This is a genomic window from Duganella levis (assembly GCF_009857605.1).
GTDB lineage: Bacteria > Pseudomonadota > Gammaproteobacteria > Burkholderiales > Burkholderiaceae_D > Rugamonas > Rugamonas levis.
Genome location: NZ_WWCT01000006.1, coordinates 83,991 through 97,733, shown reverse-complemented (window position 1 = coordinate 97,733; position 13,743 = coordinate 83,991). Strand labels below are relative to the sequence as shown.

Below are 13,743 nucleotides of genomic sequence, written 5' to 3'. Positions count from 1 at the left end.
CATGCCTCACCAAGCACCGGGCGCCGATGCGCTTCTCTTGGCTTGCGTGCCGCGTCTGCGGCGGTACGCGCGCGCGCTGACGGGCAATGCCGCCAGCGCCGACGACCTGGTGCAGGACACGCTGGAGCGAGGCTGGGGCCGCCTCGCGTCCTGGCAAGCCGGTACCGATATGCGTGCCTGGCTGTTTTCGATCATGCACAATGTGCGGATCGACCAGCTGCGGCGCAATCCGGCGCAGGTGGAAGAATTTAACGCGGACACCCATGCCGGCGCCGTGCAGGACGATGCCACCGTACGCCTGCAATTGCGCGACATGGAGACCGCCCTGCGTCTGCTGCCGGAAGACCAGCGCACCGTGTTGCTGCTGGTCGGACTTGAAGAGCTGCGCTACGAAGAAGTCGCCGCCATGCTGGAAATCCCGTTGGGAACGGTGATGTCGCGCCTCGCGCGCGCCCGTGAAAAATTGCGTGCCCTGATGGAAGGCCGCCCGTTGCGCGCGCCGCTGAAAGTCGTCAAATGAGCCAGATGCCTGTTACCGAAGCCGAACTGCACGCCTATGTCGATGGCGTCCTGCCCGCTGTCCGCATGGCGGAGATCGAAGCCTATCTCAACGCCCGCCCGGAAGAGGCGGGGCGCATCGCCGCCTACGCCACGCAAAATGACGAACTGCGCCGCCTGTTTGATCCGGTGCGGGATGAGGTTCCGCCTGCCGCCATGCTGGCGCGGCCGCAGGCTGACCGCCAACGCCAACCATGGCTGCGCGCGGCGGCCATGGTCGCCATCGCCTTTATGGGCGCAGTCGCTGGCTGGGGATTGCACGGAACGGTCGCGCCGGCGCAGATGTCGGCGCGCGTGACGGACGATGCCGCGCCCATGCTGGCCAGCGCCGGTGGCTTGGCCCAGCGCGCCGCCGTGGCGCACGCGGTCTACACGCCGGACATGCGGCGGCCGGTGGAGATCGGCGCGCTGCAGGAAGATCAACTGGTGACGTGGTTGTCGAAGCGGCTGGGCAGCGATGTACGGCCGGCTCATCTCGGCAAGCTGGGTTATGAACTGATCGGCGGGCGGCTGCTGCCCGGTGATAGCGGGCCGGTGGCGCAGTTCATGTATCAGGACCAGGCCGGCCGTCGCTTGACTTTATACGTGTCCAACGACCAGACGCACAATCAGGACACCGGCTTCCGCTTTGCCAAGGAGGGCAGGGTCAACGTCTTCTACTGGATCGATGGTAAATTCGGTTATGCGCTGTCGGCCAGCGCGGACAAAGGGGAGCTGGCGCGCGTCGCGGCTACCGTCTATGAACAACTGGATAAACCGGAGTCAAGGCCTTAGCGTTTCGTTTCCCGGATTGCTTTGATGGCGGCGGCGTAAGTGCGGCTGGCGCGTAGCGGGTCGCCGTGGGCCAGGTGGAGCAGGCTGTCGCCGTTAGCGAGTGCTTCGACGGCCGTGATGCGGTCCAGCGCCACGACCATGCTTCGATGTATGCGCAGGAATTTGCCAGCGTCGAGCTTATCGGCAAAACGGGACAAGGTGTCGCGCACCAGGTGTTGCTCGGCGCCCACATGCAGCGCTACATAGTTGCCTTGCGCCTCGATCCAATCCACTTCGGACAGCGCCAGCGATATGACCTGGCCGCGCCGTTTAATCTCCACGTGGGTCAAGGCGGACGTGACATCGATGGCCGGCGCTGGCGTATCGCTTGGTGCCGGCGTTGGTGTCGCCCTGCGCTGCACCAGCGCTGTCAACGCGGCCAGTGCGAACATCAATAGCGTGAAATTGCCCATCAACTGGTCCCACATTTCGTCCCAGGACGGCAGCCATTTGCCGGCGAACACCCACGCCGCGAGAAAACAGGATGCAAGTATCAACGTCAACGCCAGGCCCGCAGCGGCTGCGGCGTGGATCAGGAAATGTGAGGCGCGGTGCGGGCCGTGCAGCGGAAAACGCTCCACCAATATCTGTATGACCGAGGTGACCGTTGTGCCCAGCATGGCAGCCACCAGGATGCGCAGCGCTTCATGCGGAAGGCTCAATAGCTGGCCGGCCTGACTGGCGCGCAGGACGTTGCCGGGTTCGAGCACCAGCAGAAACGCCAGCCAATACACCAATGCCCACGCGTGCGAACGTAGCCAGGCAGGCATGGCTGCCGGTACGGGATCGGGATAAACGGAAGTCGTCATGCGACCGATTCTAGCAGCGATTCTGCCGGCCACGAAAATGGGATAAGACGAGTGGGAAAAGTGACCAGCCGGTCTGGCCCTGTCAGCGCCGGCGGGCGACACTAATTGCTCACAAAACGGTTGGGAGCGAATATGAAAAAATGGTGTTGGATGCTGCTATGGTTGTCCTGCGCGTGGACGCAGGCAGCGCGGCTAATCACCGAAGGCGGCGCGTTGGAGGGCCGGCGGGAGGATGGTGTCGACGTTTATCGTGGCATTCCTTACGCGCTGCCGCCGCTGGGCACATGGCGCTGGCGCGCACCGCAGCCTCTGCTCACGTGGCCCGGCGTGCGAGATGCCGGCAAGTTCGCTCCCGCGTGCATGCAGCAGGGCGTGTCGATGCCGGGTGAGACGCCGCCGGTTGTCAGCGAAGACTGTCTATATCTGAATATTTGGGCGCCGCCGCAGCGCGCCGGCCAGCGGTTGCCGGTGATCGTCTGGATCCATGGCGGTGGCTATACCAACGGCTCGGCGTCGATGCCGCTGTATCACGGCGATCGTCTGGCCCGCAAAGGTGTGCTGGTGGTGACCATCGCCTACCGCCTCGGCGCGCTGGGCTTCCTCGCCCATCCGGCGTTGAGTGCCGAATCGCCGCATCACTCGTCCGGCAATTACGGCTTGATGGACCAGATAGCGGCGCTGCAATGGGTACAGCGTAACATCGTTGCCTTTGGCGGCGATCCGCAGCGTGTGACCGTGGCCGGACAATCGGCAGGCGCGATGTCCATCAGCGCATTGTTGGTATCTCCACGCGCGGAGGGGCTGTTTCAGCGCGCGATTGCGCAGAGCGGCGGCATCTTCGAGCCGCTGCAGATTGCGCCTGGCTACTTGCTGGCGAACGCGGAACGCGATGGCGCCACTTACATGAAGTCACTCGGCGCTGGCGACCTGGAGGCGATGCGCGGACTGCCCGCCGAACGGTTCACCGGCGCGGCCGGCATCAGCCATCCGGTGATCGAACCTGATGTGCTGCCCATGTCGCCCTATGACGCCTATGCGCTTGGCCGCTATCAAGATGTGCCCTTATTATTAGGCTCGAACAGCGAGGAGGCGCGGTCCTTGATCGATGTGTCGAACGTGCGTGCCGACCAGTTTGAGGCCGGCATCACCGCCAGCGTAGGCACTTTGCCACCGGCGCTGCTGGCGGCATATCCTCACGCCACCGACACGCAGGCGCGCGAAGGGCGGCTCGCACTGGAACGTGACTTGCGTTTTGGCTGGGATATGTGGGCGTGGGCGCGGCTGGCGCAAACAAAGCGCAGCCAGGTCTATTACTACAGCTTTGAGCAGCGCCCCCCGTTTCCTGCGGATTCCATCCATGCCAACTGGGGCGCCAGCCACTTCGCGGAGCTATGGTATATGTTCGACCATCTGGGGCAGGCGCCATGGCCCTGGCGCGCAGCAGACCGCGAGCTGGCAACCACGATGGCTGACTACTGGGTGAATTTTGCCGCTACCGGCAATCCAAACGGCAGAGGCGTTCCGCATTGGCCGGCGTTTCGCGGCGCAACGGGACAGGTGCAGCGGCTGGCGATACCGATTCGCAGCCAGCCAGTACCAGCGCTTGAGCAACTACAGGTATTCGACACGGTTTATTCGGAAATCCGCAGCAAGTAGTTAGCTCTTCTGCGACTTGACCGAGTTGCGGATGATGCGTACCGGCTTGCTCTGCGAGTGCACCGGATCGGCCGGCAGCATGTCGGCCAGCGTTTGCTGATCGAGCACGTTGAGGAAGGCTTGCGTGGCGTCGTTGAGCGTGTGTTTCAGCTTGCAATTCGGCGTCAGCGGACAGGTGTCGGTGGAGCGGTCGAAGCACTCGGCCATGAAGAAATCGGTCTCGGTGGAGCGCACCAGCGCGCCGATGTTGATGTCCTTCGGCTCTTTCCCCAACCGCAGCCCGCCATTGCGGCCGCGCACCGTCTCCACTAGGCCGGCCAGGCCCAGTTGATACACCACTTTCATCAAGTGGTTTTTGGAGATTACGTGCAGGTCGGCGATATCCTGGATAGTAACCAGGCGATCCCGATTGGCCGCCAGGTACAGCAGCGTGCGCAGTGAGTAATCGGTAAAAGAGGTGAGACGCATGCGTTGATTCTGACTTAAGACAGATTAATGCGCCATTTTACATGCTAGTGAGTTATCTTGCGTACCGACGCGCATAAGCGATGGCCGCAGACTGGCGTTATCTGGAATCTCGGGAGGCCTTATGGACAATGAAGATGAACGCCGCCGCTTTATCGGCGAATTGTGGCAACGGTTCGAACACTTGCAGGCATGGGCAGTGGAGAACTGGCCTGACAAGGAACACCCGCTATCGAGTGCGGACTTTGTCGAATCGCGCAAGGAGATCCTCGGCCTGCGCAATCCGGCCCAGGCCCCCGGCGGCGTACCGGCAGACCGCGAGCCGGAGCAGGGCGGCGCGCAGTATATCGACGTGACGCCGGCGCCCTGGCCCTGATGCGCTGTGATTAGTCGTGAACGACCGGCGTGCCGATTTGCGCCAGCAGCCACGCGATCAGGCTGACCACCAGGCTGGCCAAGACGCCCCACGCCAGATTCAGCGCGCTGTCGAACAGCAGCGGCGCCACCAGTCCAGACACCAGTGCAAACAACAGCATCTGGATGAAGGACTGCATCGACGACGCCAGCCCGCTGTTGTTCGGGAAGTACTCCATCGCGATCAGTGACAAAGGCGTCATCGCCAGGGCCAGGCCGAAGGAGTAGATAAACAGCGGCATCACGGCCCATGGAATCGCCGCGACAAACGCCAGGTTATAGGCGACGTTGATCGCGCCTGCGGTAATCATGACCGCAAAGCCCAGCCACACCTGGCCTTTGCGCGAGAATTTCTGCGCAAATTTGCCCGACAGCGCGGAGCCGATCACCATGCCGCTAATCAGCGGCACGAACATCCACGCGAACGCGGTTTCCGGCAGGTGCAGGATGTTCATCACGAAGTAGGCGGCCGAGCCGATATACAGCGCCACACCCGCAAAGCACATGCCCACGGCCACTGCCAGCAGCAGGAAGTGGTGGTGGCACAGCACCTTCCAGTAATTTTTGGCGATCACGCCCAGGTGGAACGGATGGCGGTCCTTGACGGCCAGGCTTTCCGGCAGCGCGCGGAATACCGACACCAGCATCAGCAGGCCGAAGGCGCTGAGGAACCAGAAGATCGAACGCCAGCCGAGGCTCACTTGCAGCCAGCCGCCCAGCACGGGTGCAATCGCCGGCGCCAGGCCGAACACCATCATGATGTGCGACAGGATTTTCTGCGCCTGGATGCCGTCGAAGCGGTCCAGCACAATTGCGCGTCCCACCACCGAGCCGGCGCCGGCGGCCAGGCCTTGCACCACGCGGCAGGCCAGCAGCACGCCGATCGACGGCGCCATCGCCGCTACCACCGACGCGGCGATGTAAGCCACCAGCGAAACGATGATGACAGGGCGGCGGCCGAAGGAGTCGGACAGGGTGCCGTAGAACAGCATCATGAACGCGAAGCAGAACAGGAACATCGATAGCGTCTGCTGCACCAGCAGTGGGCTGGCGTTGAAGGCCACGGTAATCGCCGGGAAGGACGGCAGATAGGTATCGATGGCCAGCGGTCCGACCATGGTCAGGCCGGCCAGCAGCAGCGTCAGCAAAATATTCATGAATAGCGTATTGTTCGTTGGACCCGGCATTTTACGCGATATGCGCTTGCCGCATAAGAATGGGTGAAAACCTTCGTTTGTTTGTGTGCGTCGCGCGTTTATGCTGCACAGTGGGCGATTACGCCCAGGATTTTCGAATTAGAGACATTATGACTAGAGATACCTTTGACGGCACTTCCGTCAAACCGTCGCACTGGAACCTGGCCAGTGTGATCGAACAGCTGCGCGTTTCGCGCGAGGCCACCCACAACATCCGTCACCATGGCCGCGTGCGCGAACTGCCTTCGCGCGAGGCGCTGACCATCATCGTCAATGGTTTGCAGGCGGCGCTGTTCCCGACCCATTACGGCCGTCCCAACCTGACCGACGAGAGCATCGATTTCTTTGTCGGCGATACGCTCAACACCACCCTGAACCGCCTGGCCGAGCAGGTGCGGCGCGGCTTGCAGTTCTCGTCGGAGGAGGCGATTCCCAACGAAGAGGCGCTGACCAGGCAGGCGCAGGACATCACGCGCCAGTTTGCCGCCGGCCTGCCGGAGATTCGCGGCTTGCTGGTGTCCGACGTGCAGGCGGCGTTTTCCGGCGACCCGGCGGCGACCTCGGTGGCCGAGATCATGCTGTGCTATCCCGGCACCATCGCCATTCTGTACTACCGCCTGGCGCATAGCCTGCACCGCCTTGGCTCGCCGTTCCTGGCGCGGCTGATTTCCGACATCGGCCACTCGATGACCGGGATCGACATCCACCCCGGCGCGCAGATCGGCGCCAGCTTCTTCATCGACCATGGCACCGGCGTGGTGATCGGCGAGACCGCCATCATCGGCCAGCGCGTGCGCCTGTACCAGCATGTGACGCTGGGCGCCAAGCGCTTCCCGGCCGACGAGCAGGGTGTGTTGATCAAAGGCGTACCGCGCCACCCGATTGTCGAAGACGACGTGGTGATCTACGCCGGCGCCACCATTTTGGGCCGCATCACCATTGGCGCGGGGTCCACCATCGGCGGTAACGTGTGGCTGACGCAAAGCGTGCCGCCGGCCAGCAACGTCTCGCAGGCGCAAATGCGCAACGACTGAGGCACTCAGTCCACCATCCGCTTCACGCCCAGCCTTTCCAGTTGCTCCGACACCTCGGGCGAGGCGTGCAGCAGGATGCCGTAGGGTTCCTGCGATGTGTGTTTTTTGTACAGCAGCGTAAATCCATCGCCCGGCAGGTAGACGCCCTTGAGCGCATGCTTCCAGCATAGTTCCGGCTTGTCGGCGGCGATGCGCGTGTAGGCCACTTTGTCATCAAAGAACCGATACTCGGCGTCGAACGGTAACGACTTCTTCGCAGATTTGAGCACGCGATTGGCCGTGAAGCCGGCCAGCCGAAGGTTGAATGCCGGTTGGCGTCTTTTCTGCCGCGCTTCAATCGCCGGCACGAAGTAGGTCACCACCATGATCGCGACAAAGAACGCTGCGAACAGCAGTTCCAGCCGATAGCCCTTGTAGGGAATCCCACCGACGAGCGTCATCAGCGCTGACACGATCAATCCGAACGTACCGAGCGCGTAAACGATTTTTTGCGAATTGGGCCGCCGCTTCGGAAAGTAGCGTATGAAGCGGCTGACGAAGCGCGCATTCATCATGGCCAGCCTGGCGGCGGAGATGGCGCGGACTTCGGCGTGCATGCGCTCCCATTCGGCAGCATCAATGGGTGCGCACACGCGCAACAGGGGATCGGCTGGTTTATACATATCAAAGATGATTTGCCACGCAATCGAGGATTGTAAGCTTACATTTGCTTACGCGGGAAACCTGCTTTATACATCAGATTTCGCCACTCGCGCGTTATTGATCCTGGTTGCGGCAATCGCCGCACGAAGAACGAGGACTTATACAATGACGAATAAAATTATCTATGCGGCGGCTCTCGCCACGGTGATCGGCCTGGGTGGTTGCACCACGGTGGTCAAGGAGCGCGTTGTGGTGCATGACCATCCCGCCACCGTGCGCTATGCACCGGCCCCGGTGCAGGAAGTGATGCCGCCAGCGCCGGCTCCCGGCTACGCGTGGGTGCAAGGCCACTGGGCCTGGCGCGACCACGGCTGGCAGTGGCAGCGCGGTTACTGGTATCAGGGTCCGTCGCGTCCCATGCCAGCCGTGATCGTGGAGCAGATCACGGTAGCGCCGAGTCCTGCGCATTACTGGGTACCTGGCCATTGGGCGTGGCATCACAACGAGTGGCAGTGGACACGCGGTCACTGGGAACGTTGAAACACCTTCTCGCGTAAGGTGCCAGGCGCGTATTCCGTGCGATAGCGGCCGCGCCGCTGCAGTTCCGGCACGATCAGGTCGACCACGTCGCGCATGCTTTCGTGGGCGACGGCGAAGGCCAGGTTGAAACCGTCGATGCCGGTGTCGTCCTGCCAAGCTTCCAGCTGGTCGGCGATTTGCGCGGGATCGCCCACCAGCACCGGACCGCGTCCGCCAAGGCCGATGAACTGCGCGGCTTCGCGCACGGTCCAGCGGCGGTCCGGGTCGGCCTGGCTGAAGGAGGCCAGTGCCGAGCGCCCGGCGTCGGAGTCGATGTATTCGATGGTGGCGTCGAGCGGGAACTTGCTGAAGTCGACGCCGGTCCAGCCGGATAGCAGCGCCAGTGCGGCTTCGATGTCGATGTAGCGCTTGTATTCTTCATGTTTGGCGTGCGCTTCGACCGCCGTTGGTGCGGTGACGATCAGCGCCTGCGCGTAGATTTTCAGGTCGTCGCCATCGCGGCCGGCGGCGCGCACTGCCGCACGCAGGTCGTCCGCATACTTCTTCACCACCTTTTTGCTTGGACCGCTGACGAAAGTGCACTCGGCATGTCTGGCGGCGAATGCCGTGCCACGCGGCGAGGTGCCGGCCTGGTACAGCAGCGGCGTGCGCTGCGGCGACGGTTCGCACAGGTGAAAGCCGGGCACCTTGAAGTATTTTCCCTCGTGGTTGATCGGGTGGATGCGCGACGGATCGGCATACACGCCGCGTTCCTTGTCGTTGACCACCGCGCCGTCTTCCCAGCTTTCCTCCCACAGTTTATGTACCACCTCCATGTATTCATCGGCGAGGTCGTAGCGTTCGTCGTGACTCAGTTGCTGGTTTAGGCCCAGGTTGCGCGCCGCGCTGTCGAGGTATCCGGTGACGATGTTCCAGCCGATGCGGCCACGCGTCAGGTGGTCCAGCGTGGAGATGCGGCGGGCGAAGGTGTAGGGATGCTCATACGTCAACGCGCATGTCACGCCGAAGCCAAGGTGCGTGGTCACCTGCGCCATCAGCGGGATCAGCGCCAGCGGGTCGTTGAGCGGCACCTGCACGCCATGGCGGATGGCGGCGGCGGGGCTGCCTTCAAAGACGTCATACACACCCAGCACGTCGGCCAGGAAGATGGCGTCGAAACGGCCGCGCTCCAGCAACTGCGCCAGTTCGGTCCAGTGGTCCGGGTCCTTGTAGCGGTGGCTGTTGTCACGCGGGTGCGTCCACAGTCCCGGAGACTGGTGACTCACCGTGTTCATTTGAAAAGCGTTGAAGCGTATGAGTTTCGGCATTTACTTGGTTTTTTCCAGCGCCACTTGATCGTCGGTCTTGGCGTAGTCAGGGAAGTACTTCTCGGTCACGGCGAGGAATTCGCGCGAGCGGTAAGCGGCGGCGATATCCTTGGCGAATTGCTTGTCCTTGTCGGCGGTGCGGATGGCGACCAGGTTGGCGTAGGCCGGCGAGATTTTCTCTGTCAGCAGCGCTTCCTTCAGCTTCAGGCCCGAGGCCAGCGCGTAGTTACCGTTGATGAAGGCGTAGTCGGCGTCTTGCAGTGAGCGTGGCAACTGCGCGGCTTCCAGCGGCAACAGCTTGATCTTCTTGATGTTGGCGGCGATGTCGCGTTCCGAGGCCTTGATTGGATCGGTCTTGTCGCGCAGCTTGATCCAGCCCAGTTGATCCAGCAACACCAGCGCGCGGGATTGGTTGGTCGGGTCGTTCGGCAGGGCGACGGTGGTGCCTTCTTTGACTTCGTTCAGCGACTTGTGCTTTTTGCTGTAGATGGCGATCGGCGCGGTCGGGATCTTGACCAGTTCCGACAGCGCCAGTTTATGGTCGGTCGAGAATTTGGTCAGGTAGATGATGTGCTGGAAGACGTTGGCGTCCAGCGAACCTTCGGCCAGCGCGTAGTTGGGCTGGATGTAGTCGTTGAATTCCACCAGTTTGATTTTATAACCCTGCTTTTCCAGAATCGGCTTGATGCCCAGTTTGAACTGGTCCGCATATGGGCCGGAGCTCGTGCCGATGACGATCTCTTTCGGGTCCTTGGCGTAGGTGGAGAAGCTGATTGCGGCGGCGACTGCGGCCAGCAGCAGGTGACGGCGAGTGTTCATGTGTTCCTTTAGCGTTTGTCGATGCGTTTTGCGATGCGGTTGCCGGTGAACTGGATCACCTGCACCATAAGAATCAGGATGGCGACGGTGGCGACCATGATGTCGGTTTCGAAGCGGTAGTAGCCGTAGCGGATGGCGAGGTCGCCGATGCCGCCGCCGCCCACCACGCCGGCCACCGCAGAATACGACAGGAAGCTGATCGACAGCACGGTCAGCGCCAGCACCAGGCCGGAGCGGGCTTCCACCAGCAGCACGCGCAGGATGATCTGGAATTCCGAAGCGCCCATGGCGTGGGCGGCTTCGATCACGCCGCGCGGGACTTCTCGCAGGTTTTGTTCGACCAGACGGGCGAAGTAGGGGATGGCGGCGAACGACAGCGGCACGGCGGCGGCCAGCGGGCCGATGGAGGTGCCGGCGATGATGCGCGTGAACGGCACCAGCGCCACCAGCAGGATAATGAACGGGAAGGAGCGTACGGTGTTCACCAGCCAGCCCAGTACCAATGCGGCAGGGCGGTTTTGCAGTGACTGGCCGTCGCCCACCAGGAACAGCATGATGCCGAGCGGGCCGCCGATCAGGATCGCGGCCGTCAGGCCGATGCCGAGCATGACTAGTGTCTGGCCCAGCGCTTCCCACATTTCGGGCAGCATGGCGAAGATGGCGTTGGCCGAGGCGCCCAGCGAGGACAGGAGTTCAGACATGGGCGGTCTCCGTGAGTGGGGCGATGGCCGCCAGCGCGTTGGCGGCGGATGCACGGTTGGCGACGGCGGCGGCGAGTTCGCGGCCGAGCGCCGTGTGGCGCGGGGCTACCAGGCTGGCTGCATCGTCCAGCGCGAATTGTTCGGCGATGGCGCCGTTTTCGATCACTGCGACGTGGTCGCAGATTTCGCCGATCACGTCCAGCTCATGGCTGACGATCACGATCGTCACGTCCAGCCGCTGGTTGATGTCCTTCAGCGTGCCAAGCAGCGCGCGCGTGGTTTCCGCGTCCAGCGCGGACGTCGGCTCGTCGCACAGCAGCACCGCCGGCTTGCTGGCCAGCGCGCGGGCAATCGCGACGCGCTGCTTCTGGCCACCCGACAGCTGCGCCGGATAGCTGTCCGTCTTCTCGGTCAGCCCCACCAGATCGAGGCAATCGCGCACGCGTGCGGCGATCTGCTGCTTGCTTTGCCCGCCATGGATGTGCAAAGGGAAGGCGACGTTATCAAACACGGTCGCATTCTGCAGCAGATTAAACTGCTGGAAGATCATGCCGATATTGGCGCGCGCGTCGCGCAGGTCACGCTTGGACAGCGACGTCAGTTCACGGCCATCGACCGTGATCGCGCCCCGGTCCGGCCGCTCCAGCAGGTTAATCAAGCGAAGCAGCGTCGATTTGCCGGCGCCGCTCTTGCCGATCAGGCCAAAGATTTCGCCTTGGCCGATGTCCAGCGACACATCACGCACCGCGTGAAAATCGCCAAACGCTTTGCTCGCATGCTCGATGCGAATCAGGGGAGTAGTCATCAGGAATAAGCAGTAGGTTCAGGCAGCGTACCGTCGAGCGCATAGCGTCCGAGGTCGCGGATTTTGTAATCGACCGGATCGTGCAGGGTATGCACGCGCACGTTGCGCCAGAAACGGTCGTAGCCAAATTTGGCGGAAGTGGAGCGGGCGCCGGTCAGCTCGAAGATATCGTTGCTGACATCTACGCCCGCCTGGTGCGCCAGCACCTTGGCCTCCGCCACCGACACCGCCAGCTCGCCGCGCTGCTGCGCCGTGACGGCCGCGCCGAGGCGGAACAAGCGGTCCAGCTCCTGCGCCGCATGGTCGGCCAGCACCGAGGCAGGCCGCAGCTTGAGCCACAACTGGCCGAAGCGATGCTGGATCAATGTATCGGCGCCGGCTTTCTCCACGCCGGAGGCGAACCAGGGCCGCGCCTCCTTGGCGATGTAGGCGCGCGCTGCTTCAAACGCGCCTTCGCCGATGCCGAGGTACAGATTGGCCATGATCAGCTGCGCCACCTGCGAGCGCAGCGTGGCCTGTGCAGTCGCTTTCACGCCCGGCGCTTGCAGCACCTGCGTAGACGGCAGAGACACCTGATTGAAATGCACATTGCCGCTGTCGGTCTGCTTCTGGCCGAAGGCGTCCCAGTCGGCTTGCACCGCCACGCCATGTTGGCGCGTCGGCACCACGCCGATCAGCGCCGACTGCGACTCTTCGTGCCAGGCCGAGATGGTCAGCCAGTCCGACCCCACCGAGCCAGACGAAAAACTCTTGATGCCGTCCAGCTGGAAACCGTAGTCGGCATCCGTGGCGAGGGTGCGCTTGTCGAGCGGATTGAGGGCGTTGCCCCAAAAGAGATTCTGATCCACGGTCTGCGTCAGGAAGCGGCGCTGCTGCTGCGCGCTGCCATACAGTTGAATCCCGGCCAGTTGCAGATGGTGGAAGCCGAAGACGTGCGCCAGCGCGCTGTCGGCGCGGGCCAGGATGCGGATGACTTGATAGACCGTCGGCCAATCGACGCCCTGGCCGCCGTAAGCGGTGGGGATCGATAACGTCAGCAGGCCGGATTCGCGTATCCATTCACGCTCCTGCGCCGCGTGGCCGCCGGCCTGGTCGCGCGCATTGGCGGTTGCTGCAAGCCGCTGCGCCAGTTCGGCCGCGACTTGCAGCGGGTCGTGCGCACGGTCGTGCGACGTTTTAAGTACGGCTTGAGACATGGTATGTCCACTAATTAGAGAAATCGGTCTTGCCAGTATGACGACCGCTCTAAACTCAGTACACGAAGAATTCCGGCTTTCCTTATGCGAAAAACTCATGCTATGGATTTTGCATATAGAAGCGCAAAACTATTCGTTTTGAATTGAATGGGGCGGATTTATGCTAAGCGCCACCATCAAAAAAACAGGGGATAGGACCATGAGCATTCTTCTACTCAGCGGCAGCCCGGCAGCGCCCTCGAGCACCGGCCGTTTGCTGGATCACGTCGGCGACAAGCTGGCTGCGCTCGGCCACCGTCACAGCAAGCTGCAAGTGCGCGACCTGCCGGCCAAGGCGCTGCTGCATGCGGACTTCGCCGACCTGACGCTGAAGCGCGCGATAGACGCCGTGGCCGAAGCGGATGCGATTGTGATTGCCACCCCTATTTATAAAGCCTCCTACACCGGCGTGCTGAAAGCCTTCCTGGACCTGCTGCCGCAGGACGGGTTGAAGGACAAGCTGGTGCTGCCATTGGCCACCGGCGGCAGCCAGTCGCACATGCTGGCGTTGGACTATGCGCTGCGCCCGGTGCTGCACGCGCTGGACGCGCGCCAGGTCTTCACCAGTATTTACGCCACCTCGCAGCAGCTGGTGTGGAATGACGTCAGCGGCCTGACGGTCGATCCGGCCATCGCCTGGCGCGTACAGGCCGGCGTGGATGCGCTGTCGGCATGTCTGAACGCGCTGCGCCAGCAGCCGGATGATGTCTTCGTCACGCAGGCGCAGCCCGTGCGGCTGGCGCGCTAAG

At 62.7% G+C, this 13,743-nt stretch carries 16 protein-coding genes; 7 read left to right on the top strand and 9 right to left on the bottom strand.

The genetic code is table 11. The annotated features are described in order from the left end of the window. Nucleotide 1 precedes the first annotated feature (1 nt). Both GTP69_RS09970 and GTP69_RS09965 read left to right on the top strand, forming a co-directional pair. Entirely contained in the window at nucleotides 2-520 is a 519-nt protein-coding gene (locus GTP69_RS09970) for an RNA polymerase sigma factor (protein WP_161054744.1), read from the top strand. Next, nucleotides 517-1,332: an anti-sigma factor family protein gene (locus tag GTP69_RS09965; protein WP_161054743.1), complete on the top strand. Its 816-nt coding sequence runs from the start codon at nucleotides 517-519 to the stop codon at nucleotides 1,330-1,332. Before GTP69_RS09970 ends, GTP69_RS09965 begins: the two co-directional genes overlap by 4 nt. On the opposite strand, the gene GTP69_RS09960 is transcribed toward GTP69_RS09965, so the two are convergent. Continuing rightward, nucleotides 1,329-2,180, bottom strand: a complete 852-nt coding sequence (locus GTP69_RS09960; RefSeq protein ID WP_161054742.1) for a LytTR family DNA-binding domain-containing protein — start codon at nucleotides 2,178-2,180, stop codon at nucleotides 1,329-1,331. The two genes, GTP69_RS09965 and GTP69_RS09960, sit on opposite strands and share 4 nt — an antisense overlap. A gap of 132 nt (nucleotides 2,181-2,312) precedes the next feature. On the opposite strand from GTP69_RS09960, the gene GTP69_RS09955 reads away from it, so the two are divergent. Further along, nucleotides 2,313-3,836, top strand: coding sequence for a carboxylesterase/lipase family protein (locus GTP69_RS09955; RefSeq protein ID WP_161054741.1), 1,524 nt, complete (start codon nucleotides 2,313-2,315; stop codon nucleotides 3,834-3,836). Here GTP69_RS09955 and GTP69_RS09950 read toward each other — a convergent pair whose 3' ends face one another. Continuing rightward, nucleotides 3,837-4,304 carry an RrF2 family transcriptional regulator gene (locus tag GTP69_RS09950; protein ID WP_161054740.1) on the bottom strand — a complete coding sequence of 156 codons (468 nt, stop codon included), beginning with the start codon at nucleotides 4,302-4,304 and terminating at the stop codon, nucleotides 3,837-3,839. It lies immediately after the preceding gene. Between the two features lie 121 nt (nucleotides 4,305-4,425). Between GTP69_RS09950 and GTP69_RS09945 the strand changes: the two genes are divergently transcribed. Further along, nucleotides 4,426-4,677, top strand: coding sequence for a hypothetical protein (locus GTP69_RS09945; protein ID WP_161054739.1), 252 nt, complete (start codon nucleotides 4,426-4,428; stop codon nucleotides 4,675-4,677). Nucleotides 4,678-4,687: 10 nt separating this feature from the next. Here GTP69_RS09945 and GTP69_RS09940 read toward each other — a convergent pair whose 3' ends face one another. Further along, entirely contained in the window at nucleotides 4,688-5,872 is a 1,185-nt protein-coding gene (locus GTP69_RS09940; protein WP_110849630.1) for a multidrug effflux MFS transporter, read from the bottom strand. 149 nt (nucleotides 5,873-6,021) lie between these two features. On the opposite strand from GTP69_RS09940, the gene epsC reads away from it, so the two are divergent. Then, nucleotides 6,022-6,945, top strand: a complete 924-nt coding sequence (gene epsC / locus GTP69_RS09935; protein WP_161054738.1) for a serine O-acetyltransferase EpsC — start codon at nucleotides 6,022-6,024, stop codon at nucleotides 6,943-6,945. Between the two features lie 5 nt (nucleotides 6,946-6,950). Here epsC and GTP69_RS09930 read toward each other — a convergent pair whose 3' ends face one another. Then, nucleotides 6,951-7,607: a hypothetical protein gene (locus GTP69_RS09930; protein WP_161054737.1), complete on the bottom strand. Its 657-nt coding sequence runs from the start codon at nucleotides 7,605-7,607 to the stop codon at nucleotides 6,951-6,953. Between the two features lie 145 nt (nucleotides 7,608-7,752). Between GTP69_RS09930 and GTP69_RS09925 the strand changes: the two genes are divergently transcribed. Further along, nucleotides 7,753-8,127, top strand: coding sequence for a YXWGXW repeat-containing protein (locus GTP69_RS09925; protein ID WP_161054736.1), 375 nt, complete (start codon nucleotides 7,753-7,755; stop codon nucleotides 8,125-8,127). On the opposite strand, the gene GTP69_RS09920 is transcribed toward GTP69_RS09925, so the two are convergent. Genes GTP69_RS09920 through GTP69_RS09900 form a run of 5 tightly spaced genes read right to left on the bottom strand, consistent with a single transcriptional unit; the run spans nucleotide 8,112 to nucleotide 12,955 of the window. Next, nucleotides 8,112-9,434, bottom strand: a complete 1,323-nt coding sequence (locus GTP69_RS09920; RefSeq protein WP_161054735.1) for an LLM class flavin-dependent oxidoreductase — start codon at nucleotides 9,432-9,434, stop codon at nucleotides 8,112-8,114. The two genes, GTP69_RS09925 and GTP69_RS09920, sit on opposite strands and share 16 nt — an antisense overlap. Then, nucleotides 9,435-10,253: a MetQ/NlpA family ABC transporter substrate-binding protein gene (locus GTP69_RS09915; RefSeq protein WP_161054734.1), complete on the bottom strand. Its 819-nt coding sequence runs from the start codon at nucleotides 10,251-10,253 to the stop codon at nucleotides 9,435-9,437. It abuts the gene before it with no gap. Between the two features lie 8 nt (nucleotides 10,254-10,261). Continuing rightward, nucleotides 10,262-10,954, bottom strand: a complete 693-nt coding sequence (locus GTP69_RS09910) for a methionine ABC transporter permease (protein WP_202424363.1) — start codon at nucleotides 10,952-10,954, stop codon at nucleotides 10,262-10,264. Next, nucleotides 10,947-11,759 carry a methionine ABC transporter ATP-binding protein gene (locus GTP69_RS09905; protein ID WP_161054733.1) on the bottom strand — a complete coding sequence of 271 codons (813 nt, stop codon included), beginning with the start codon at nucleotides 11,757-11,759 and terminating at the stop codon, nucleotides 10,947-10,949. The genes GTP69_RS09910 and GTP69_RS09905 overlap by 8 nt, the downstream gene beginning before the upstream one ends. Further along, complete coding sequence (locus GTP69_RS09900; protein WP_161054732.1) at nucleotides 11,759-12,955, bottom strand: acyl-CoA dehydrogenase family protein; 1,197 nt, start codon at nucleotides 12,953-12,955, stop codon at nucleotides 11,759-11,761. The genes GTP69_RS09905 and GTP69_RS09900 overlap by 1 nt, the downstream gene beginning before the upstream one ends. A gap of 199 nt (nucleotides 12,956-13,154) precedes the next feature. Here GTP69_RS09900 and ssuE point away from each other — a divergent pair, with 199 nt between their 5' ends. After that, complete coding sequence (ssuE, locus tag GTP69_RS09895) at nucleotides 13,155-13,742, top strand: NADPH-dependent FMN reductase (RefSeq protein WP_161054731.1); 588 nt, start codon at nucleotides 13,155-13,157, stop codon at nucleotides 13,740-13,742. Nucleotide 13,743: the final 1 nt, after the last annotated feature.

What these genes read in the sequence shown, in the direction of transcription:
- GTP69_RS09970 (WP_161054744.1), top strand. Translation starts at nt 2, where the DNA reads ATGCCTCACCAAGCACCGGGCGCCGATGCGCTTCTCTTGGCTTGCGTG.
- GTP69_RS09965 (WP_161054743.1), top strand. Translation starts at nt 517, where the DNA reads ATGAGCCAGATGCCTGTTACCGAAGCCGAACTGCACGCCTATGTCGAT.
- GTP69_RS09960 (WP_161054742.1), bottom strand. Translation starts at nt 2,180, where the DNA reads ATGACGACTTCCGTTTATCCCGATCCCGTACCGGCAGCCATGCCTGCC.
- GTP69_RS09955 (WP_161054741.1), top strand. Translation starts at nt 2,313, where the DNA reads ATGAAAAAATGGTGTTGGATGCTGCTATGGTTGTCCTGCGCGTGGACG.
- GTP69_RS09950 (WP_161054740.1), bottom strand. Translation starts at nt 4,304, where the DNA reads ATGCGTCTCACCTCTTTTACCGATTACTCACTGCGCACGCTGCTGTAC.
- GTP69_RS09945 (WP_161054739.1), top strand. Translation starts at nt 4,426, where the DNA reads ATGGACAATGAAGATGAACGCCGCCGCTTTATCGGCGAATTGTGGCAA.
- GTP69_RS09940 (WP_110849630.1), bottom strand. Translation starts at nt 5,872, where the DNA reads ATGAATATTTTGCTGACGCTGCTGCTGGCCGGCCTGACCATGGTCGGA.
- epsC (WP_161054738.1), top strand. Translation starts at nt 6,022, where the DNA reads ATGACTAGAGATACCTTTGACGGCACTTCCGTCAAACCGTCGCACTGG.
- GTP69_RS09930 (WP_161054737.1), bottom strand. Translation starts at nt 7,607, where the DNA reads ATGTATAAACCAGCCGATCCCCTGTTGCGCGTGTGCGCACCCATTGAT.
- GTP69_RS09925 (WP_161054736.1), top strand. Translation starts at nt 7,753, where the DNA reads ATGACGAATAAAATTATCTATGCGGCGGCTCTCGCCACGGTGATCGGC.
- GTP69_RS09920 (WP_161054735.1), bottom strand. Translation starts at nt 9,434, where the DNA reads ATGCCGAAACTCATACGCTTCAACGCTTTTCAAATGAACACGGTGAGT.
- GTP69_RS09915 (WP_161054734.1), bottom strand. Translation starts at nt 10,253, where the DNA reads ATGAACACTCGCCGTCACCTGCTGCTGGCCGCAGTCGCCGCCGCAATC.
- GTP69_RS09910 (WP_202424363.1), bottom strand. Translation starts at nt 10,954, where the DNA reads ATGTCTGAACTCCTGTCCTCGCTGGGCGCCTCGGCCAACGCCATCTTC.
- GTP69_RS09905 (WP_161054733.1), bottom strand. Translation starts at nt 11,759, where the DNA reads ATGACTACTCCCCTGATTCGCATCGAGCATGCGAGCAAAGCGTTTGGC.
- GTP69_RS09900 (WP_161054732.1), bottom strand. Translation starts at nt 12,955, where the DNA reads ATGTCTCAAGCCGTACTTAAAACGTCGCACGACCGTGCGCACGACCCG.
- ssuE (WP_161054731.1), top strand. Translation starts at nt 13,155, where the DNA reads ATGAGCATTCTTCTACTCAGCGGCAGCCCGGCAGCGCCCTCGAGCACC.